We start from the raw sequence: 20,355 nt of genomic DNA on the forward strand, positions 1-20,355 counted from the left end.
GCACATCCCAGGCATGGACGGCCATCCTTTAACCTGGCCATACACCTCTGACCGCATGCTGGTCAGGTTGTGGTGAGTCGACAGTAGGAGCCCATGCGCGTCACCGTTGCCCACCCTCGCGATCTGGGACAGCCCGAACTCAGCCGATGGCGCGCGCTGCAGGAGTCCGACGCCGCCTTCGACAACCCCTTCCTGTCCCCGGAGTTCACGGTCACGGTGGGCGAACTCCGCGACCTGGTCCGGGTGGCCGTCCTGTACGACGGGCCGGACATCGTCGGCTTCTTCCCCTTCGAACGCCATCCGCTGGGCATCGGCAAGCCGGTCGCCGCGGGGCTGACCGACGCCCAGGGCCTGATCCACGCCAAGGGGCTCGACCTCGACCCGCACCGGCTGATCAAGGGCTGCGGGCTGTCGGTCTACGAGTTCGACCACCTGGTCTCCGGTCAGCCGCTGCTCGACGGGCGGCACACCACCCACCCCTCGCCGATCATCGACCTGCGCGACGGCTGGGGCCCCTACACCGAGACGTTGCGCGCCCGGTCCGGCAAGACGTACAAGTCCACCCTGGCCAAGTCGCGCAAGCTGCAGCGCGAGTCGGGGCCGCTGCGCCACGACTACGCGATCACCGAGACCGGGCCGCTGCACACGCTGCTCGGCTGGAAGACCGACCAGTACCGGCGTACCGGGCGCACCGACCGGTTCTCGCAGCGGTGGATCGTCGAGCTGGTCGAGCGGCTGCTGGCCACCCGGTCCGACAGCTTCGCCGGCGTCCTCGACATGGTCTACGTCGACGACGTGCCGGTGGCCGGGCACTTCGGGGTGCGCACCCGCACGACGCTGGCCGGCTGGTTCCCGGCCTACGACACCGCCTACGCCAAGTACTCCCCCGGGCTGATCCACCACCTGGCGATGGCCGAGGCGGCCGCCGCGTCGGGCGTCCAGGTGATCGACATGGGCCGGGGCGAGAAGGAGTACAAGGAGAAGCTCAAGAACGGCGAGCTGGAGGTCGCCGAGGGCCGCGTGGCCAGGGCCGGCGTGGCGGCCGGGGTCCACTGGATGATGCGGGTGCCGGTGCGCAAGACGCGCGCCACGGTGATGGCCAATCCGCTGCTGCTCAAGACCGCCGACAAAGCGTTGAAAACTTTTGGGCGATTGCGTACCGTCCTACAAGGGTGAGACTCATCGCGGAGCGCACCGGGCGGCACTGCCTGTGGCTCCCATCCAACCGCCTCGGCCTCTACCTCGCGCTGCGCCACTGGTGCCTGCCGGGTCAGCGGCTGCTCATGTCTCCGGTCTCGGCCGACGAGATCCTCTTCCTCGTGCTGGCGGCCGGTCTGCGCCCGGTGATCGCGCCGCTGTCCCCGCGTGACGGCAACATCGACGTCTCCCGCGTGGACCTGTCCACGGTGGACGCCGTCCTGACGACGAACCTGTACGGCCTGCCCGACCAGGTGTCCGCCTTCGCGGGGAAGATCCTCATCGAGGACGTGGCGCACGCCCTGGAGACCGCTCCCGGCGGGCGCCCGCTGGGCACGTTCGGCCAGGCGGGGGTCTTCAGCCTGTCCAAGCATCCGGGCGCGGGCTCGGGCGGCGTGCTGGCGGTGACCGACCGCGCCGACCTCGAAGCGCTCGAACGCGCCCGCGACGAGCTGCTCGTCCCCGGGGCGCTGCGCGCCGACCTGTTCAGCGTGGCCACCTCCATGGCCCGGCAGGCGGCGCTCAGGCTCGACCTCGTCCGTCCGGCGCTCGCGCTGATGCGCGCCCTCGGCATGCAGGAGGAGCGGGAGGGTTACCGCATCGCCCTGGAGCCCGACGCGCTGGAGCTGGCGCTCAAGCAGGTGCCCGCGCTGCCGCCGTTCGACCCGTGGGTACGCGCCGACCTGGCGGCCTACCGCGCCCGGCGGGGGCGGGTGGTCCGCTGGTACCAGTCCAGGCGCCTGGCCAAGGTGCCCGGCGAGCGGGCGCGGCGGCTGGCCGGGATCGCCCGGCTGGCCGAGCTGCCCACGGTGGCGCCCGCCGTGCTGGACAACCTGGACCAGCCGCTGTTCCGCGTCCCGCTGCTGGTGCGCGACAGGGACGCGGCCGTCGCCGAGCTGGAGCGCCGCGGGGTGGCCACCGGCTACCTGTACGACCCGCCGTACGACGAGTACGCGCTCGGCTTCACCGACGCCTCGCCGGACCCGGGCCCCGCGCGCTGGTGGGCCCGGCACGTGCTGCCCGTGGACCCGCTGTACGCGGCCCGCTCGCTGCCCGTCCTGCGCGGTCTGGAGCCGCCTATGCGGGGTCCGCGCGAAGCAGTCTGAGGAACGCGCGCAGCCCGGTGATGATCTCCTGGTTGTCGTTGAGGCCGTCCACGGTCTCCTCGAAGCGGCGGGCCATCAGCGTGATCCGGCGCTCCAGGTCGTGGTCGGCCCGTTCCAGGCCGGCTTTGGCGGCCGCGAGCTCGCCGCCGAACTCCTCGGCCTGCCGGGTGAGCCGTTCGGCGGCGGCGGACAGCGCCTCGACCTGGTCGCGCAGCGCGATCACGTCGGGGCGCGGGTAGCGGACCTCGCGTCCCAGCGTCCTGACCCGCTCGCGCAGGTGCCCGACGTAGGCCCCGGCCGGCCGGAACGCGGTGGCCAGCAGGTAGAACCCGGCGAAGTAGTAGCCGATCTGCCGCCCGGAGAAGAACGTGACCACCGCGACCACGACGGCCGAGACCACGTGCCCGGCGACCGCGAGGACGAGCATGCGGCGGGCGATCGTCCTGGCCTCCTCCTCGCCGCGGGCCGGGACGTCGATGCCGGTCTCGCGGGAGACCGCGATGTCGCGCACCACCTGCCGGGCGGCGAAGGACAGGTTCCACGGCAAGGTCAGCAGGACGACCAGCCAGACCAGGCAGATCGCGCCCAGGCCCAGCGACAGGAGGATGGACAGGGGCACGTCCGCGTACAGGACGAGCCACGCGGTGACCGCCGTGACGATCAGCGAGGCCGGCAGGAGCCAGGGTTTCATGCCCGCCACCCTGCAGGCGGCGGCCCGGCCGCCGGAAGCGCTCAGATACTCAATCCGGTCTGAGCATCCCGGATCAGGGCGGCCAGCACCGCGCAGCCGCGCCGGACGTCCCTGAGCGAGGCCGAGCCGTAGCCGAGGACCAGGCCGTGCAGGCGGGCGCGGTCGTGGTGGTGGCGGTCGGCGGGGTCGAGCAGCACGCCGCGCTCCCTGGCCCGCTCCACCACCTCCTGGACGTCGCCCGCCGGCAGCTCGGCCAGCACGTGCAGGCCGGCGGTGTCGCCGCGCAGGCGGCAGACCGGGCCGAGGATCTCCACGACGGCGGCGCGGCGGCGGGCGTACTCCAGGCGCATCCTGCGCAGGTGGCGGTCGAGGTCGCCGCGTTCCAGGAGGGTGGCGACGGCCTGCTGGACCGGTCCGCTGGTGCGGTCGGAGACCGCGCCGCGGATGGCGGCGATCCGGCTCACCAGGTCGGGCGTGCCGACCAGCCAGCCGACGCCGACGTCGGGGGCCAGGGTCTTGGACAGCGAGCCGAGCAGCACGACGCGGGTGGGGTCGAGGCCGTAGAGGGCGGGCAGGGGGGCGACGTCGTAGCGGAACTCGGCGTCGTAGTCGTCCTCGACGATCGTGGCGCCGGTGCTCCTGGCCCAGGACAGCAGGCGTTCCCGGCGCGGGATCGGCAGCCGGCCGCCCAGCGGGTACTGGTGGGCGGGGGTGGTGTAGAGGACGCGCAGGTCGCGCGGCAGGTCGTCGACGATCACGCCGTCCTCGTCCACCGGGCAGGGCACGACCTCGGCGCCCCTGGCGGCGAACACCGTGCGGGCCACGTGGTAGCCCGGGTCCTCGACGCCCGCCCGGCCGCCGCCGGCCAGCAGGGCCAGCGCGCACAGGTCGAGCCCGTTGCCGGTGCCCCTGGTGACCAGGACGTTCTCGGGGCCGACGGCCATGCCTCTGGCCCTGCGCAGGTGATCGGCGAGCAGCTCGCGCAGGCGCGGCAGGCCGTGCAGGTCGGGCGAGTCGCCGGGCGGCAGCTCGCCGGCCCGGCGCCAGGCCCGCTTCCAGGCGGCCCGGTCGTAGTCGCGCACCCAGGGGTCTCCGGGACGCAGGTCGATCCACTCGCCCTCGGGACGCCGGGCGGGCGGCGCCGGTTCGTACGGGCTCTCCCGCGGCGGGACGTGCGACTCCATGGCCGCCACGAACGTGCCGGACCCGTGGCGCCCCTCCAGCCAGCCCTCGGCGTAGAGCTGCTGGTACGCCTCGGTGACGACCGTCCGGCTCACCTTGAGCTGGTCGGCCAGCGCCCGCGTGGACGGCAGCCGCTCGCCCGGCGCGAGCGCGCCGCCCATCATGGCGTGCCGCAGCCAGCCGGCGAGCTGGGTGGTCAGCGGGACGGCCGAGTCGCGGGACAGGGATACCGGCAGGTCAATGTGGGTGCGCACGAAAGTGGTCTCTAGGAAGGGTCGGTTAGTGGCCCTACAGGATAGGTCCACTTCGCGAATAGCGTCGAATCATGCTCTCCTCCACCCCGCGCACGGCTCTCGGCCGAGAGAAGCACCGCGGCAGCACCGACCGGAACGATCTCTACGACGTGCTCGACAGCGGGCTCGTCTGCCATCTCGGCGTGGTGTCCGACGGCCATCCCATGGTCGTGCCCACCGGCTACGGGCGGATCGGCGACACCCTCTACCTGCACGGCTCCACCGGCGCGCGCTCGCTGCGGGCCGGCGACGGCGCCGAGGTGTGCGTCACCGTCACCCACCTGGACGGCATCGTGCTGGCCCGCTCGGTCTTCAACCACTCCATCAACTACCGTTCGGCGATCGTCTACGGCCGCGCCCGGCTGGTGAGCGACCCCGACGAGCGGCTGGCGGCCCTGCGGGCGCTGACCGAGCAGCTCGCCCCCGGCCAGTGGGACTACGTCCGGCCGCCCACGCGCAAGGAGCTGGCCGCCACCGCCGTGCTGGCCCTGTCGCTGGCCGAGGCGTCGGTCAAGATCCGCAGCGGGGCGCCGGAGGACGAGGAGGAGGACTACGCGCTGCCGGTCTGGGCCGGGGTGCATCCGCTGGTCACGACCTGGGGCGAACCGCAACCGGATCCGGCACTTCCAGAAGGTATCGATATACCGGTTCACATCCTCCGTCGGGAGTAGTTCCATAATTCCGGAACCACCTGGCAAACCCGACTCCTTGATCACGCGTCTCATCAGGTGGGCCGGCTCCTGATGGGAGAGGGCGATGGAGTGGAGTGCTCCCGGTTACACGGAGATCAGACAGCTCGGCGCGGGCGCGAGCGGACGCGTCGTGCTGGGCGTGCACGACGAGACGGGCGTGAAGGTCGCGATCAAGTACCTCTCCGAGGCGCTGCTGCGCGACCCCGCCGCCCTGTCCCGCTTCCAGGCCGAGGCGCGGGTGCTGACCTCGCTGCGCGACCCGAACATCGCCACGATGTGGGAGTACATACAGGAGCCGAACGGCGCCTGCATCGTGATGGAGCTGGTCAACGGCGTCTCGCTGCGCGCCCTGCTGCGTGAGAACGGCACGACCGAGCCCGAGGCGGCGCTGGTCGTGCTGAAGGGCTCGCTGCTGGGCCTGGCCAGGGCCCACGCGTCCGGGGTCGTGCATAAGGACTACAAGCCCGAGAACGTGCTCGTCCGCGACGACGGGATGAGCAAGCTGGTGGACTTCGGTGTCGCGGTGCCGCAGGGCACGGCCACGCATCCGGAGGGGACGCCGCCGTACATGGCGCCGGAGTTGTGGGCCGGCCGGCCCGCCTCGCCGGCGACCGACGTGTACGCGGCCACCGCGGTCTTCTTCGAGTGCCTGACCGGGCACCGGCCGTACCGGTCCACCGAGCCCAGCGTGCTCGGCTACCAGCACGTGCACGCGCCGGTGCCCTTCCACGACGCGCCCGAGCCGGTCCAGGCGCTCGTCCGGCGCGGGCTGGCCAAGGAGCCGCGGGACCGGCCGCCGAGCGCCTTGGCCTTCGTCGAGGAGCTGGAGGCCACGGCGCGGGCCGCGTACGGCGAGGACTGGGAGGAGCGGGGCAGGCGGCGTCTGGCCGCGCTGGTGGCCCTGCTCGCCCTGCTCCTGCCGGCCCCGCCGCAGCCCGCCCCCGAGGTCACCACGTCCCTGGCCAGGACGGTCTTCCACGGCCTGCGGTCCAACGCCGTGCGGGTGGGCATGGGCACCGCCCTGGTGGCCGTGGTGACGGTGGCGGTGGTGGTCGCGCTCGCCGCCCGGCGGCAGCCGCCCGAGCAGCCGGTCGGCGCGGCCGTCGCGGTGCCGCCGGCCACGACCGAGGCGGTGACCGCGCCGCCGAGCACGGCCGAGGCCGTGCTCGCGCCGCCGACCACGCCCGAGGCGACGCCGCGGACCTCTGCCGAGGGGCCGCCGACGCCGGCGTCCTCGCCCGAGCTGCTGCCGCCGCCGACGACCTCCAGGCCGCCGGTCGCCACCCGCGCGCCGCGCACGCCGACGGCCGCGCCCACGAGGAAGCCCACCAGGACCGCCACGCCGAAGCCCCCGGTGACGCCCTCCCGGACCCCGACGCCGCGCCCCACCCCGACCCCCACCCCGCCCCCCACCCCGACCCCCACCCCGACGCCGACGCCCGTCGCGGCCGTCCTCGGGGTGAGCGTGGGTGACGTCACGGTCGACGGCGACGGCCTCGCGCGCGCCTCCGTCACCGTCCGGACCGCCGGGGGCGCCCCCGTCACCGCCACCGGCACGTGGACCGCGCCGGGCGGCGAGGGCCGCGTCCAGCGTCTGCGGCTGAGCGGCGCGACGTCCTACACCCGCGCCTTCACCTGGGACATCGGCGAACGGCCGTGCGGCAGGACCGTCACGCTGACCGTCGTCACCGCACCCGCCGCGCCGGGCGGCGCCCGGTCGTCCTCGGTGTCGGTGCCGGCCTGCCCGACGCGGGTGGGCGGGCTGCGCGTCTCGCTGGCGATGCCCGCCGCGCCGGGGCTGACCGCGCGCGCCCAGGTCGGGGTGACCGCCGACGGCACCGGCGCGATCCCGGTCGAGGCCGCGTTCGCGGTGGACGGCGAGACCGTCGGCACGCGTACGGCGACCCTGTCCGGCCGGACCTCCTACTCCCGCGTCTTCACCCACGCCTTCCGGGCGCGCCCCTGCGGCTCCACCCTGTCGGTACGGGTCCGCGCCGGCGACCGCGTCAGGACCGCCCGCGCCGAGGTCGCCTGCCCGCCCGCCGTGCGGCAGGTCTCGATCGTCAGGGCCGGGCTGGGCGAGGGCGGCCTGGTGGCGACCGTCTCGGTGGTCACCGCCGACGACCGGCCGGTGACGCTGGACGTGGGGTTCCTGATCGGCGGCGAGCCGGCCGGCTCGGAGCGGGTCACGCTGTCCGGCGACACCACGTACACCAGGACGGTGAGCCGGGCGCTGCGGACCGTCCCGTGCGGCACCACCTGGACCGTCACGGCGAGCACGACGCCGGAGGCGGCCGGCGGCCCGGACCGGGCGAGCGGAAAAACCCCCGAATGCCCCAGAGAGACACCCAAGCCCGAAGAAACCCCAAAACCACAGGAAACGCCCAAACCGCAAGAAACCCCACAACCCGATAAGTCCGACACAGTGGACTAATCTCGCAAATTCGGCCATATCGGCATATCGGTGGCGGGAAAGCCCTTCCCTCTGGTTAAGCTACGCAGCGTTTGATGCGGGTGGGGGCCCGAATGACTCCAGAGGAGACCGTTTATGTACGGCGAAGGGCAGTGGGGGGTCCCCGGCTACACCGAAGTCCGGGAACTGGGCAGCGGTGCCGCCGGCCGGGTGGTCCTTGCCACGCGCGACCACGACGGCGTGGAAGTCGCCATCAAATATCTGAATGACGAGCTCAGGTCCGACATGGGCTTCGTGGCCAGGTTCCGGCACGAGGCCCGGCTGCTCGGCACCCTGCAGAGCTCGCACCATGCGCGCCTGATCGACTACGTGGAGTCGGGGCAGGGCGCGGCGATCGTCATGGAGCTGGTCAACGGCGTCTCGCTGCGCGAGATCCTGCGCTCCGAGGGGCCGACCGGGGCCGAGGCGGCGCTGGTCGTGCTCAAGGGCTCGCTCCAGGGGCTGGCCGCCGCGCACGCGATCGGCGTCGTCCACCGCGACTTCAAGCCCGAGAACGTGATGGTCCAGGGCGACGGGGTCAGCAAGCTGGTGGACTTCGGCATCGCGGTCCGGGCCGGCGAGGGGGCCAGTGCCGCGGGCACGCCGCCGTACATGGCGCCCGAGCAGTGGGCGGGCGGGGCCGCCGGGCCGGCGACCGACGTCTACGCCGCCACCGTCGTGTTCTTCGAGTGCCTGACCGGCACCCGGCCCTTCCGTGCGCCCAACATCGCCGCGCTCGCCCGCCAGCACCAGAGCGCGCCGCCGCCCGTCGAGGAAGTGCCCTCGGCGCTCCAGAGCCTGGTCGAACGCGGCCTGGCCAAGCAGCCGGGGGAACGTCCGCCGTCCGCCGAGGCGTTCCTGACCGAGCTGGAGGCCATCGCGGCCGAGGCGTACGGCGCCGACTGGGAGGAGCGCGGACGCCGCCGCTTGGCCGCGCTCGCGGGCCTGCTGATCCTGCTGTTCCCGAGCCCTCTGCACGATGCCGCCGAGACGCAGACCGCGCTCACCGAGACCCGCTTCCGCGACCCCGGACGCCTGCTGAGCAAGCTGTCGGCCAAGGTCGCGATCGGCGCGGTCGCCGTGGGCGTGGTGGTGGCCGTGGGCGTGATCCTGGTCAACTCCTCCTCCGACGAGCCGGTGCTGCGCGCCCAGACGAGCGAGGTCACGCCCAGCGCGACCGACCCGGTGATCGACGAGGAGCCCACGGAGGAGGAGCCGACCGCGACGCCCGAGGAGACCACCCCGGAGCCGGACCCGACGCCGACCTCCGTGGACCCGGCCGTCTCGACCCCGCCGCCCGTCCTGCCGACGGCGACGGCGGCGGCCTCGCCGTCCACGACGCCCAAGCCGACCCCGACGCGGAAGCCGACCAGGCGGCCGGTCAGGACGCCGAAGCCGACCCCGACCGACTCCCCCGAGCCGGACATCACCGGCAAGAACAGCACGACCAGCGACGGCAGCAAGCCCACCTCGGCCGCTCCCACGCCCACCCAGACCTCCGCCCCGCCCACCAGGACGCCTCCTCCGACCAGGACGCCCCCGACCAGCCAGCCGCCGACCAGCCCGGCCCCCTCGGAGACGTCGCAGACGCCGACAAGGACCTCGACCGACGACGGCGGCGGTGACGGCGTCACCGAGACGCCCACCCTGGACACGGTGGGCAAGGCGCAGGCCGGACTCCTCGCGCTCGGCCTGATGACGTCCGGCGCGGTTCCGGTCACACTTGCGGTGAAACGTCGCATGGCAGGACGCCACAGAAAGCAGCGCTAGACGCGCCGGGGGGCAAGGGGGATGGACAACCACAGGAACGGCATCGCGGGGTTCCGGCTGACCGAGCACACGTGGATGACCGAGCTCGGCAACTGGATCGACGCCATCTCGCCGGACGGCCGCAGGGCCGGGGCGCTGCTGTTCGACCCGCGGGTCATCGGCCTGCCCGGCGTCCGGGAGCGCGTGGTGAACGCGGTCATGACCGACCAGCACCTCGTGCTGGGCGGCATGGGCGGGCTGATCCCGGTGGCCGACGTGGTCGCGGCGGGCGACCAGGTGTGGCTGCTCACCGCGCAGGCGGTCAGCCCCACGCTGGCCGACCTGCTCGCCGGCGCGCCCGTCGATCCGGCGGGGGCGGCGTCGGTGCTGACGGAGACCGCGCAGACGCTGCTCGCGCTGCACGCCGCCGGGGTCACGCACGGCTCGGTGCACCCGGGCACGGTGGTGATCACTGCTGAGGGGGCCGCGCTGCTGTCGGAGCGGGGCCTGTCCGACGCGATCCGCGGCCAGGTCTCGCCGCGCGAGCGGGACGCGGCGGGCTGGGCGTCGCTGGCCCGGGGGCTGGCCGCGTCCTTCACGCAGACCGCGCCGCGGGCCGCCGGCCTGTTCGAACGGGCCGCGGGCACGGCCACCACGCTCGGCCTCGAACCGGCCCGCGCCATGCTGAGCCAGGAGCGCGCGGCGCTGCCCGGCGGCCTGATCAGCCGCGACGCGCTGGCGCGGGCGGCGCGCGGCAGGTCGGCGTTCGCGCAGCCGCCGTCGTTCGCCGCGCAGCCGCCGCCGGCGCCCCAGGACGAGGGCGACATCGTCACGCTGCTGCACGTGCCGGCGTCGGGGTCGCCGCCGCGCCTGCAGTTCGGCCCGGGGGTGGGCGGCCCTGGAGCAGGCCCTGGAGCCGGTGCCGGCACCGTGCGGCAGCCCGAGACGACGGCCGAACGCATCTGGCGCGAGGGGCGCGACGGCGCCGCGACCGTTCACCGGCCGGACAAGCGGTCCCAGGGCCGGGTGGCCAAGGTGTCGCGGCGACGGCGGCGGCGGCGCACGATCCTGTCCACGGCGCTCTTCGCGGTCGTCATGGCGGGCGCGATCGTGGCCTGGTTCCGGCTGACGGACGCCCCCGAGCTGGCGGTGCGGTCGATCGACGTGGTGGCGCCGAAGAAGACGCTGGGCTGCGGCGGCGCGATCGTCCTGACCGGGACGGTGGTCACCAACGGCGGCGTGGGCGAGATCCGCTACGAGTGGCGCAAGAACCTGGACAAGGAGGTCGTCAAGGGCAGCCTGCGCACGAGCGCCGACAAGACGTCCTACGCGGTGCCGCTGCGCTGGACGTTGTCGGGCAAGAGCAACGTCAAGGCCACGGCCACGCTGAAGGTGCTCTCGCCGGGCCCGGCGCGTACCGACAAGGCGAGCTTCACCTACAAGTGCTGACCTTCCCTGAATGCGCAACAAAGCGGTTCTTACTAATCTGACGGGCATGACCACGCAGACCCCCGCGGGCTGGTACCCCGACCCGTACGGAGAGCCGCAGCTCCGCTGGTGGGACGGCAACCAATGGACGGACGCCACCCACGCGCAGGAGCGGCAGCCTCAGCCGCAGCAGCCGTCCTCCGGGCCGCAGCCGGGCCCGGGGCCGCAGCCCCCGTCGTCCCCCGACTGGTCGGCCACCCCGGCGAACCCCACGCTCCAGTACGGCCGGCCCTCCCCCGGCCAGCCGCCCTACGGGCAGCCCGCCGACCAGCAGCCCGCGCAGGGTCAACCCCCCTACGGCGGGCAGCCCGCCCAGGGCCCGCCCGCCTACGGGCAGCCCACCCGCCAGCAGCCGGCCTTCGGACAGCAGCACGCACAGCAGCCCACCCAGTGGGCCGGCGGGCCGCTGCCCGGCCCCGGCCTGGCGCCGCCGCCCAAGCAGGGCAACCCGCTGCCGTGGGTGTTCGGCGGCCTGGCCGCGCTGGTCGTGGTCGCGCTGATCGTGGTCGCCGGGATCTTCTTCCTCAACCGCGGTAGCAGCACCCCGGTCGCCTCGCCCACCACCGAGGAGCCGCAGCCGTTCCCGACGGCCGAGCCGCCCTCCGCCGGGCCGCCGACCGAGCTGCCCCCGCAGGGCGGCGAGCTGCCGCAGCCGCAGGACGGCCGCATCACCGACCCGCGCAGCGGCCTGTCCTACCAGGTGCCCGACGGCTGGAAGGTGCCCGCGTACGGCGACGTCAACGGCACCGACCCGTCCCAGCAGATGTGGACGAGCGGCGTGCAGGCCAGCTCGCAGGAGAACTACGAGGGCGACAAGGACTGGATCGGCAACGCCTACGCCGGCCCACTGGCCGCGCTCATCCCCTACCCCGGCGCCTCGGCGCTGGAGGACACGGCCAAGGCGCTGTTCATGCAGTTCAGCACCCAGTTCTACGAGCCGCAGCACACGACCAAGCTGATCGAGAACAAGGCCACGAAGATCGGCGACCACGACGCGTGGGTCATGCAGTTCCAGCTCGACTTCACCGCCGTCGCGGAGAAGAACGGCTACAAGTGGAAGAAGGAGAACGCCGCGATCGTGCTCATGGACCGCGGGGCGGGGCAGCGTCCGACGTTGTTGTACATCTCTGTTCCCGACAATCTGGGCACCGACGTGGTGGCGAAGGTTCTCGGCTCGCTCAAGCCCGCGTAAGCGGGGGCACTAGGCTGGTGGGGTAACAAGCGGGCGGATTGCTCCGAGCCGCTGGGCGAGGAGATCGAATGAGTGACGTGCTGGTCTGGATCGACTGCGAGATGACCGGGCTCGACCTGGGGCGCGACGCGCTGGTCGAGGTGGCCTGTGTCATCACCGACAGCGAGCTCAATCAGCTCGACGAAGGCGTCGACGTGGTCATCAAGCCGCCGCCGGAGTCGCTGGAGCAGATGTCGCAGGTGGTGCGCGAGATGCACACCGCCTCGGGCCTGCTGCCCGAGCTGCCGGGCGGCGTCACGCTGGCCGAGGCGGAGTCGCTCGTGCTCGACTACATCCGGCGGCACGTGCCGGAGCCGAAGAAGGCGCCGCTGTGCGGCAACTCGATCGGCACCGACCGCACGTTCATCGCCAGGGACATGCCCGGGGTCGACGCCTGGCTGCACTACCGCATGGTCGACGTGTCGTCGATCAAGGAACTGGTGCGCCGCTGGTACCCGCGGGTCTACTTCGCGGCCCCCGAGAAGCAGGGCGGCCACCGCGCGCTCGCCGACATCAAGGAGAGCATCAGGGAGCTGCGCTACTACCGCGCGGCGATCTTCGTGGCGCAGCCCGGCCCCGACTCGGCGACCGCCCGGCAACTCGCCGAGCGGGTCAGCGGCTAATTGGATGGCGTAAAGACTCCCGAACCCCGCTACACTTTTCCTGTGCCGTCACGGAGCGGGCGGCCATGGTGGGTGTAGCTCAGTTGGCAGAGCGCCAGGTTGTGGTCCTGGATGTCGAGGGTTCAAGTCCCTTCACTCACCCCAAGCACACAGCCGGTCCCTCGGGACCGGCTGTTGTCGTTTTCTCCCGGCAACGCCCCCAAATCAGGACAATGCGAGTTATGCTCGCTGTCTACCGCTAACGCCGGAAGCACGGGGGCCATCGGCGATCAGACCGTCTGCGCGCCCCCGGAGGCCGGATGAGAGTCGACGACGCAGCGTTCGACAGCGTGATCACGTCCTTGAGCAAACGCGAGGCCGAGGTCATGGATCTGATCGCCGCGGGCCGGTCCAACGGCCAGATCGCCCAGTGCCTGTTCCTCAGCGAGAAGACCGTGAAGAACCACGTCAACCGTATCTACGCCAAGCTCGGCGTCGACTCCCGGGTCACGGCCATCGGACTGTGGCTGTCGCTCAGGAAGGACGGCTCCTGACCCGGCGGGGGTTCAGCCGGTCGTGATCCGGCGGCCGGTCAGGCGGGTGGGCCTGATCTTCAGGTAGTGCTGGCGCCGCCCGCCGGCCCACGGCTCGACGCCCGTGCTCTCCGCCTCGGCCTGCTCGTCCTCGCCCGTGACGTGGTGCAGCGAGCCGTGGACGAGCACGCTCCAGCCGCCCCGCGTCAGCTCCTCTATGCGGTCGACCTCGAACGCGACCTCGTACTCGACGTCCTCCACGCCCGTGCTCAGGTCCTCGTCGGTGCTGCCGCCCGCCGCGGTGCGGAACACGATCGCGCCCTGCGAGATCCGGAAGTTCACCGGCAGCACGGTCAGGCCGTAGCGGCCCTCGAAGGCGATCCGGCCCACTCCCCCGGGCCGCAGCAGGCGCAGGCACTCCTCCTCCGTCAGCGGCACCAGCGTGGGGTGCGCCGAGGCAGGCCCCGCGCCGGCGGGCTCGGCCACCTCCCCGAGCAGGCCCTCCACGGTGGTCTCCAGCGCCTCGGCCAGGCGGGCCAGCGCCTCGCGCACCGAGATGCCGGACTGGTCCTCCAGATAGGCGACGTAGCCGACGGCCACGCCGGACCTCTCGGCCAGCTCCTGCCGGCTCAGGTTCAGCGATTCGCGGCGTTCGGCTATCCGGCGGCCCAGGCGTTCCATCGTGGTCACTTGCTCAGACATACCGGTGCCCTACCCCGGATCTCCCCACTTCCCGGTGGTGTCCATGGCAGAAATGGTTTAACCGATGCTCTGGGTGCCATATGGACCATGGAACACAATCCGGGAAGGGACGTGGTCATGGTGCGGAGAGCGCGCGTCGTCGTCGTGGGGGCGGGCTTCGCCGGCCTGGCCGCGACGCGGGAACTGGCCAAGGGCGGCGCCCTGGTCACGCTCGTGGACCGGAACCCCTACTCGACCTTCCAGCCCCTGCTCTACCAGGTGGCCACGGCGGGGATGGGCACGTCCGACGTCTCCTACCCGATCCGGACGTTCGCCGCCAAGTGGCCGAACGTCCGCGCCCACCGGGCCGCGCTGAGCAAGGTGCACCCGGCCGACCGGCGGGTGGAGTTCGCGGACGGCTCCACCCTCGACTACGACTACCTGGTGATCGCCACCGGCGTCACCACCAACTGGGTCCACGTGACCGGCGCCGAGGAGAACGCGCTGCCGATCTACTCGCTGCGCGACGCGGCCGACCTGCGCCGGCACCTCCAGCACTGCCTGGAGGACACCGCGGCGGGCCGGCGCGAGAGCGCCCACGTCGTGGTGGTGGGCGGCGGCGCGACGGGCGTGGAGACCGCGGGCACGCTGGCCGAGCTGCGCCGCCGTACGGTGCCGCTGACGCATCCCGAGATCCGGCCCGACCAGACGAGCGTCACGCTGGTCGAGCGGTTCGACTACGTGCTGGCGCCGTACAAGCCGCGGCTGCGGGACGCGGCGGCCGAGGCGCTGCGCAGGAGAGGCGTCCGGATGCGCCTGGGAGCCACGGTGGCGGGCGTGGAGCCGGACGCCGTCATCCTGGAGGACGGGACGCGCCTGCCGAGCGACGTGACCGTCTGGGCCCTCGGCGTCACCGCGCCCAAGGAGGTGACCGACTGGGGGCTGCCGCAGGGCAAGGGCGGCCGGATCACGCTCACCGACGCGCTCAACGTGCCCGGCCATCCGGAGATCTTCGTGGCCGGCGACCTGGCCGGGCAGCCGGACCCGCTGCCCCAGCTCGCCCAGCCGGCCATCCAGATGGGCAAGCACGTGGGCAGGCAGATCCTGGCCGCGGCGCACGGGCGGCCGCTCAGCCCCTTCTCCTACCGCGACCCGGGGATCATGGCCACGGTCGGCAAGGCCGAGGCGGTGCTCCAGCTGCGCAACGGGCTGACCATGCGCGGCCTGCCCGCCTGGCTGGCCTGGATCTTCGTGCACGTGGCGTACCTGCTGGGCGGGCGCAACCGGGTCAGCGTGCTGCTGAACTTCTTCTGGCGCTACGGCGGCCCGCGCCGCAGCGCCACCAGCATCGCCTCGACCGAATGAGCCTCGACCGAATGAGCCTGGACGAGCGAGCCTCGACCGGGTGAGCGGCGCTCAGAGCGCGGCCGACAGCGCGCCCAGGCCGTGTTCGAGGTCGGCCTCGGGGATGTTCAGCGCCGGGCGCAGTCGGACGGACCGGGGCCCGCAGGGCAGTGCCAGCACGCCGTGCTCCTCCCTGAGCCGGGTCACGTAGCCGTCCCTGGCGGCCTGGTCGGGCAGGTCGAAGGCGCACATCAGGCCCCTGCCGCGCACGCCCGAGACCGTGTCGGGGTGCTCGGCCTCCAGCTTGGTGAGCCGTTCGAGCAGGACGCCGCCGAGCGTGCCGGCCCGGGCGATCAGGCCGTCGCGCTCGATGATCTCCAGGATGCCGCGGCTGCGGACCATGTCCACCAGGCCGCCGCCCCAGGTGGAGTTGATCCGGCCGCTGAGCCGGAAGACGTTGTCGGCCACCAGGTCGACCCTGCGACCGGCCATGATCCCGCCGACCTGCACCTTCTTGGCGAAGGCCACCACGTCGGGGGCCAGGCCGAGCTGCTGGTAGGCCCAGGGCGTGCCGGTGGTGCCGCCGCCGGTCTGGACCTCGTCCAGGACGAACAGGGCGTCGTGCTCGTGGCACAGGGCCTGCATGGCGCGCAGGAACTCGCCGCGCATGTGGTTGTCGCCGCCCTCGCCCTGGATCGGCTCGGCGATGAAGCAGGCGATGTCGTGCGGGTGACGTTCGAAGGCCGCCCTGGCCTGGGCCAGCGCGCGTTCCTCGGCCGCCTCGACGTCGCCGAGGTGGACGGCCGGGACGTCGATGCGCGGCCAGTCGAACTTGGGGAAGCGGTCGGTCTTGCCCGGCTCGGTGTTGGTCAGGCTCAGCGTGTAGCCGCTGCGCCCGTGGAAGGCGCGGGTCAGGTGCATGACCTTGGTGCCCAGGTCGCGGGGGCGGCCGGCGGCCTCGTTGCGCCGGCTCTTCCAGTCGAAGGCGGTCTTGAGCGCGTTCTCCACGGCCAGGGCGCCGCCCTCGACGAAGAACAGGTGGGGCAGCTCCGGGTCGCCGAGCACGCGGACGAACGTGTCGACGAAGTCGGCCAGGTGCTCGGTGTAGATGTCGGGATTGGCGGGCTTGTTCCGGGCGACCTGGCCGAGCAGGGCGGCGAAGTCGGGGTCGAAGGGCGGGTTCACACCGAGCGGGGCGGACGCGAAGAAGGTGTAGAAGTCCAGGTAGCGGCGGCCGTTGCGGGCGTCCACCAACCAGGAGCCACGGCTGAGTTCGAGATCGAGGACGAGACGGTAGCCATCGACGAGCAGGTGACGGGCAAGGCGGGTGTGTACGTCCATGCCTTCTCCAATGTCGTGAGACAGGCCGGAGGTTCCATACAGGGAACCCGGTCGTATCCGTAAAATTTACGGTATTCCTGCCCCGCGAGTGAACTTCTTCAAACGAAGTGACAGCACAATCATCGCGATTCCATACAGGATCGCGAAAATGCCGATCAGCCAGACGAGGCTCAGCATTCCGGCGCCGGGCCAGATGATGAGCAGCACACCGAAGATCACCGACAGGATGCCGGCGATGATGAACATCCACTCGTTCTCGATGGACTTGCGCAGCCGCACGCCCGCCACGATCTCGGAGATTCCGGAGATGATGGCCCAGAAGGCGATGAGGTAGAGCAGCGCGAGCGAGGTGATCCCGGGCCAGGCGAAGGCCATGATGCCGGCCACGATGCCGACGATGCCGGAGAAGATCAGCCAGGCCCGCGACCGGGCGCCGTGCCGGAAGGCGGCGAAGAGCTCGAAGACGCCGGAGACGATGGCGTACGCACCGAAGAAGATCACCAGCACCAGCAGAGTGATCCCCGGCCAGATCAACGCCAGCACACCGAAGATGATTGCGGCGATGCCGCGGACGAGCAGCAGCCACCACGAACGCGAAAGTTCCTGCATACTGGTCTGCTTTCCGTGATTCGTGCGAAAAGAGACCAGCTTTGGGTCAAATGTCGACCTACATGTGGGCATAGACGACGATCGATACCGCGATGTACTGCACCAGGTACGCGGCGATGGTGAAGGCGTGGAAGACCTCGTGGAAGCCGAACCAGCGCGGCGACGGATCGGGGCGGCGCAGCCCGTAGACGATCGCGCCCGCCGAGTAGAAGACCCCGCCCACGGCCACCAGCACGACGGCGGCCACCCCGGCCCCTTCGAGCAGTTGCGGCATCACGAAGATCGCCGTCCAGCCCAGCGCCAGGTACAGGACGGTGTAGAGCCAGCGCGGCGCGTTCATCCAGCACACCCGGAACAGCACCCCGGCCAGCGCGCCGCCCCACACCACCGACAGCACGGCGACCCTGGCCGCGCCGTCGAGGGCGAGCAGCCCGAACGGCGTGTACGTGCCCGCGATGATCAGGTAGATGTTGGCGTGGTCGAACCTGCGCAGCACCTCGGCCAGGCGCGGCCCCAGCGTGCCCCGGTGATAGGTCGCCGAGATGCCGAACAGCAGCCCCGAGGTGATCGCGTAGACGCCGGCCGCCAGCCGGGCCTGCAGGGTCGGGCCGAGCGCCACGAGCACGAACCCGGCCACCAGCGTCACCGGCAGCGCCCCGGTGTGCAACCAGCCACGCAGCCGCGGCTTCACGGTGATGGTCGTCATGTAACCTACGGTACCGTAGGTTACGGATTGAGCTGAAGTGCCGATGGTCACAGGCCGTTCAGGAAGCGCACGGCGATCGGCACCGCCGCGGAGCGGCCCGAGCCGCCGTTCCTGACGAACACGCAGAAGGCCAGGTCGTCCCGGTAGCCGATGAACCAGCCGTGCGACGTCTGGTCCTGCACCTCGGCGGTGCCCGTCTTGCCCGCCACGCCCTCCGGCAGGCCGGCCTGGCTCGCCGTCCCGTGGTCCACGACGGCGGCCATCATCTCCCGCAGCGCCCCGACCACCCCCCTGTCCAGCTTGACGTCGGGGAACGGCTCGCCGTCCACGCGGCGCACGTCGTCCTCCGACAGCAGGCGGGGCGAGCGCCACGTGCCGTTCTGCACGGCGGCGGCCACGGCGGCCATGCACAGCGGGGTGGCGACCACCGTGCCCTGGCCGATGACGTCCAGGGAGAACATGTCCGTGCCGCCGGTCTGCTGCATCGTGCCGCACCGGCCGCCCACGCCGGTCGCCATCGGCCGGTCGAACCCCCAGCGGGCGGCCGTCCGGCGCAGGTCCTCCATGGACAGCCGGCTGGTGGCCTGCTCGACGAACGTGGTGTTGCAGGAGTAGGCGTAGGCGTCGGCGAAGGTCACCGTCCCCCGGTCCACGTCGCCGTCGTTGCTGATCGCCGCCGAGAAGTCCGGCGCGTACGAGGCCGGGCAGCCCATCTGCTCGCCGGTGGTGACCCCCTTCTCCAGCAGCGCGGCGGCGACGATCGTCTTGAACGTGGACCCCGGCGGGAAGGCGTCGCGCACCGCGCTGAAGTTGTCCTCCAGCCGGTCGGCCAGGGCCAGGATCTCGCCCGTGCTCGGCCTGAGCACCACGATCGAGGAGTTCGCCACGCCGTCCAGGGCCCGCGCGGCGGCGGCCTGGACCGGCTGCGACAGGGTGGTGCGCTCGACGTTCGCCTTCGGCAGGCGGGTCAGCAGCGCCTTGTCGGGCCGTCCCGGTGCCCGCGACACCAGCTCCAGCCCGTGGTTGGCCTTGGCGAACTCGGGCTTGAGCGGGTCGAGGTAGGCGTCGGCGTAGCTGTCGTTGGGGATCTTGGCGCCCTCCCTGGTCACCAGCTCGGCCGCCGGCGCCTCGACCTCCTCCACCTCCAGCGTGCCGCCGTCCTTGAGCAGCGGGTGCAGCGTCTCGGGCGTCCACAGCACCCGCCAGGCCCGGTCGCGCACGCCCAGCCGCAGCGTGCTGTCGAACGGCCACGGCCCGAGGTCCGTCAGCTCCCGCACGCCCGTGAAGCGGACCTCGGCCGACTCCTCCCCCGTGCCGCGCACCGGCCCCGGCGTGAGCCGGATCGACTCGACGTGCAGGTTCTGCGACAGCTCGCGGTGCCGGTCGAAGAAGTCGGCCGGCGGCCGGTCCACCAGCAGGGCCATGCCCGCGACGTCCCCCTTCCGCCAGGCGTTGAAGTACGCGGCGGCGGTCCGGGCGGCGCTGCCCTTGACGTGCCCGGCGGCCAGAACGGCGAAGGCGGCCGCCCCCAATATCGCGACAACCGCGATGACGAGCACAATCAGCCTCTTGCGTCGCATACGGTTCTCCCAGGGAGGGATCAGCGTGGCACGTGGACAGCGGGAACCGATGCCTGGCCTTTATCCGGTGACGTTCGGCGAGGTCGAGCTTCTCCGGGACCTGGACAGGCAGGACGGCTGGGTGCTGTCCAAGGATGGCGTACCTCAGTCGTACGTTGATCTACAAGACCCGACATTTCTGGATTTCGAGTACGTCCGGCTCATGGCCGACGTCATCGACCTCCTGCCGGAGGGGCCGCTGAGCTGCGTCCACGTCGGGGGCGGCGCGTGCACGATCCCGCGGTACGTCGCGGCCACCCGCCCCGGCTCCCGGCACATCGTGATCGAGCCCGACGGCCTGCTGGTCAACCTGGTCCGCGAGCAGCTCGACCTGCGCTCGGTCCCCCGGCTGAAGGTCATCGTGGCCGGCGGCCGCGAGGGCACGGCCAAGGTGTGGGACGACTCGGCCGACCTGGTCGTGCTCGACGCGTTCACCGGCGCCACGATGCCGGTCGAGCTGGCCACCGCGGAGTACATGGGCGACCTGGCCCGCGTGCTGCGCCCCGACGGCACGCTGCTGATCAACATGGCCGACGGCAAGGGCCTGGCGTTCGCCAAGCGGCTGCTGGCCACGGTGTGCGAGGCGTTCCGGCACGTGGCGTTGCTGGCCGAGCCGGGGATCATGCGGGGCCGCCGGTTCGGCAACCTGATCGTCGCGGCCTCGCGCACGGAGCTGCCGCTCGACCTGCTGTCCCGGCGCGCGGCCGGCGGCCTCACCCAGGCGCGCTGCGTGCACGGGGAGACGCTGAAGAACTTCATCGGCGGCGCCTACCCCATCAAGGACGGCGACGCCGTGCTCGCCCCGGTCCCGCCCCCGGCCGTCTTCGGCTGAGCCCGGG

Annotated in this window: 18 protein-coding genes and 1 tRNA gene; 12 read left to right on the plus strand and 7 right to left on the minus strand. The window is 72.3% G+C overall.

Going from position 1 to position 20,355, the window contains the following annotated elements; translation table 11 throughout:
• Positions 1-93 precede the first annotated feature (93 nt).
• Entirely contained in the window at positions 94-1,176 is a 1,083-nt protein-coding gene (locus tag ACIBST_RS15460; RefSeq protein ID WP_397172140.1) for a GNAT family N-acetyltransferase, read from the plus strand.
• On the plus strand, positions 1,173-2,303 hold the full coding sequence (locus ACIBST_RS15465; protein WP_397172142.1) for a DegT/DnrJ/EryC1/StrS family aminotransferase: 1,131 nt from the start codon (positions 1,173-1,175) through the stop codon (positions 2,301-2,303). Before ACIBST_RS15460 ends, ACIBST_RS15465 begins: the two co-directional genes overlap by 4 nt.
• Here the strand turns inward: ACIBST_RS15465 and ACIBST_RS15470 are convergent.
• Positions 2,275-2,994 (minus strand): hypothetical protein, encoded by a 720-nt coding sequence (locus ACIBST_RS15470; protein WP_397172144.1) that lies wholly within the window; start codon positions 2,992-2,994, stop codon positions 2,275-2,277. The genes ACIBST_RS15465 and ACIBST_RS15470 overlap by 29 nt on opposite strands.
• Positions 2,995-3,035: 41 nt before the next feature.
• Positions 3,036-4,430, minus strand: coding sequence for a PLP-dependent aminotransferase family protein (locus ACIBST_RS15475; RefSeq protein WP_397172146.1), 1,395 nt, complete (start codon positions 4,428-4,430; stop codon positions 3,036-3,038).
• Between the two features lie 71 nt (positions 4,431-4,501).
• On the opposite strand from ACIBST_RS15475, the gene ACIBST_RS15480 reads away from it, so the two are divergent.
• The 8 genes from ACIBST_RS15480 (at position 4,502) to ACIBST_RS15515 (ending at position 13,237) form a co-directional block, all read left to right on the plus strand.
• On the plus strand, positions 4,502-5,140 hold the full coding sequence (locus ACIBST_RS15480) for a pyridoxamine 5'-phosphate oxidase family protein (protein ID WP_397172147.1): 639 nt from the start codon (positions 4,502-4,504) through the stop codon (positions 5,138-5,140).
• Between the two features lie 85 nt (positions 5,141-5,225).
• Complete coding sequence (locus tag ACIBST_RS15485) at positions 5,226-7,595, plus strand: protein kinase (RefSeq protein WP_397172149.1); 2,370 nt, start codon at positions 5,226-5,228, stop codon at positions 7,593-7,595.
• 114 nt (positions 7,596-7,709) lie between these two features.
• On the plus strand, positions 7,710-9,383 hold the full coding sequence (locus tag ACIBST_RS15490; protein WP_397172151.1) for a serine/threonine-protein kinase: 1,674 nt from the start codon (positions 7,710-7,712) through the stop codon (positions 9,381-9,383).
• A gap of 21 nt (positions 9,384-9,404) precedes the next feature.
• Positions 9,405-10,811, plus strand: a complete 1,407-nt coding sequence (locus ACIBST_RS15495; protein ID WP_397172153.1) for a hypothetical protein — start codon at positions 9,405-9,407, stop codon at positions 10,809-10,811.
• Positions 10,812-10,857: 46 nt separating this feature from the next.
• Positions 10,858-12,042 (plus strand): DUF2510 domain-containing protein, encoded by a 1,185-nt coding sequence (locus ACIBST_RS15500; RefSeq protein ID WP_397172155.1) that lies wholly within the window; start codon positions 10,858-10,860, stop codon positions 12,040-12,042.
• Between the two features lie 68 nt (positions 12,043-12,110).
• A complete protein-coding gene (orn, locus tag ACIBST_RS15505) occupies positions 12,111-12,704 on the plus strand; it encodes an oligoribonuclease (RefSeq protein ID WP_357978410.1) in 594 nt (197 codons plus the stop codon).
• Positions 12,705-12,772: 68 nt separating this feature from the next.
• Positions 12,773-12,848 (plus strand) — tRNA-His (locus ACIBST_RS15510).
• Positions 12,849-13,003: 155 nt separating this feature from the next.
• Positions 13,004-13,237, plus strand: coding sequence for a helix-turn-helix transcriptional regulator (locus ACIBST_RS15515; RefSeq protein ID WP_352325186.1), 234 nt, complete (start codon positions 13,004-13,006; stop codon positions 13,235-13,237).
• 12 nt (positions 13,238-13,249) lie between these two features.
• Here the strand turns inward: ACIBST_RS15515 and ACIBST_RS15520 are convergent, their stop codons facing one another.
• A complete protein-coding gene (locus ACIBST_RS15520) occupies positions 13,250-13,918 on the minus strand; it encodes a helix-turn-helix domain-containing protein (protein ID WP_397172157.1) in 669 nt (222 codons plus the stop codon).
• A gap of 117 nt (positions 13,919-14,035) precedes the next feature.
• On the opposite strand from ACIBST_RS15520, the gene ACIBST_RS15525 reads away from it, so the two are divergent.
• Positions 14,036-15,262 carry an NAD(P)/FAD-dependent oxidoreductase gene (locus ACIBST_RS15525; RefSeq protein WP_397172159.1) on the plus strand — a complete coding sequence of 409 codons (1,227 nt, stop codon included), beginning with the start codon at positions 14,036-14,038 and terminating at the stop codon, positions 15,260-15,262.
• Between the two features lie 51 nt (positions 15,263-15,313).
• Here ACIBST_RS15525 and lat read toward each other — a convergent pair whose 3' ends face one another.
• The 4 genes from lat to ACIBST_RS15545 form a co-directional block, all read right to left on the minus strand.
• Positions 15,314-16,582 carry an L-lysine 6-transaminase gene (gene lat / locus ACIBST_RS15530; RefSeq protein ID WP_397172161.1) on the minus strand — a complete coding sequence of 423 codons (1,269 nt, stop codon included), beginning with the start codon at positions 16,580-16,582 and terminating at the stop codon, positions 15,314-15,316.
• A 66-nt stretch (positions 16,583-16,648) separates the two neighbouring features.
• Positions 16,649-17,191, minus strand: a complete 543-nt coding sequence (locus tag ACIBST_RS15535) for an HdeD family acid-resistance protein (RefSeq protein WP_397172163.1) — start codon at positions 17,189-17,191, stop codon at positions 16,649-16,651.
• Between the two features lie 58 nt (positions 17,192-17,249).
• Positions 17,250-17,897 (minus strand): hemolysin III family protein, encoded by a 648-nt coding sequence (locus ACIBST_RS15540; RefSeq protein ID WP_397172165.1) that lies wholly within the window; start codon positions 17,895-17,897, stop codon positions 17,250-17,252.
• 47 nt (positions 17,898-17,944) lie between these two features.
• A complete protein-coding gene (locus ACIBST_RS15545; protein ID WP_397172167.1) occupies positions 17,945-19,477 on the minus strand; it encodes a penicillin-binding transpeptidase domain-containing protein in 1,533 nt (510 codons plus the stop codon).
• A 67-nt stretch (positions 19,478-19,544) separates the two neighbouring features.
• Between ACIBST_RS15545 and ACIBST_RS15550 the strand changes: the two genes are divergently transcribed.
• Complete coding sequence (locus ACIBST_RS15550; RefSeq protein WP_397172169.1) at positions 19,545-20,348, plus strand: spermidine synthase; 804 nt, start codon at positions 19,545-19,547, stop codon at positions 20,346-20,348.
• Positions 20,349-20,355: the final 7 nt, after the last annotated feature.

Origin of the sequence: Nonomuraea sp. NPDC049684, from assembly GCF_044465345.1 — a bacterium.
Lineage (GTDB): Bacteria > Actinomycetota > Actinomycetes > Streptosporangiales > Streptosporangiaceae > Nonomuraea.

Excerpts from the sequence above, each read along its gene's own strand:
- ACIBST_RS15460 (WP_397172140.1), top strand. The coding sequence starts at position 94 with ATGCGCGTCACCGTTGCCCACCCTCGCGATCTGGGACAGCCCGAACTC.
- ACIBST_RS15470 (WP_397172144.1), bottom strand. The coding sequence starts at position 2,994 with ATGAAACCCTGGCTCCTGCCGGCCTCGCTGATCGTCACGGCGGTCACC.
- ACIBST_RS15480 (WP_397172147.1), top strand. The coding sequence starts at position 4,502 with ATGCTCTCCTCCACCCCGCGCACGGCTCTCGGCCGAGAGAAGCACCGC.
- ACIBST_RS15485 (WP_397172149.1), top strand. The coding sequence starts at position 5,226 with ATGGAGTGGAGTGCTCCCGGTTACACGGAGATCAGACAGCTCGGCGCG.
- ACIBST_RS15490 (WP_397172151.1), top strand. The coding sequence starts at position 7,710 with ATGTACGGCGAAGGGCAGTGGGGGGTCCCCGGCTACACCGAAGTCCGG.
- ACIBST_RS15495 (WP_397172153.1), top strand. The coding sequence starts at position 9,405 with ATGGACAACCACAGGAACGGCATCGCGGGGTTCCGGCTGACCGAGCAC.
- ACIBST_RS15500 (WP_397172155.1), top strand. The coding sequence starts at position 10,858 with ATGACCACGCAGACCCCCGCGGGCTGGTACCCCGACCCGTACGGAGAG.
- orn (WP_357978410.1), top strand. The coding sequence starts at position 12,111 with ATGAGTGACGTGCTGGTCTGGATCGACTGCGAGATGACCGGGCTCGAC.
- ACIBST_RS15515 (WP_352325186.1), top strand. The coding sequence starts at position 13,004 with ATGAGAGTCGACGACGCAGCGTTCGACAGCGTGATCACGTCCTTGAGC.
- ACIBST_RS15520 (WP_397172157.1), bottom strand. The coding sequence starts at position 13,918 with ATGTCTGAGCAAGTGACCACGATGGAACGCCTGGGCCGCCGGATAGCC.
- ACIBST_RS15525 (WP_397172159.1), top strand. The coding sequence starts at position 14,036 with ATGGTGCGGAGAGCGCGCGTCGTCGTCGTGGGGGCGGGCTTCGCCGGC.
- lat (WP_397172161.1), bottom strand. The coding sequence starts at position 16,582 with ATGGACGTACACACCCGCCTTGCCCGTCACCTGCTCGTCGATGGCTAC.
- ACIBST_RS15535 (WP_397172163.1), bottom strand. The coding sequence starts at position 17,191 with ATGCAGGAACTTTCGCGTTCGTGGTGGCTGCTGCTCGTCCGCGGCATC.
- ACIBST_RS15540 (WP_397172165.1), bottom strand. The coding sequence starts at position 17,897 with ATGACGACCATCACCGTGAAGCCGCGGCTGCGTGGCTGGTTGCACACC.
- ACIBST_RS15545 (WP_397172167.1), bottom strand. The coding sequence starts at position 19,477 with ATGCGACGCAAGAGGCTGATTGTGCTCGTCATCGCGGTTGTCGCGATA.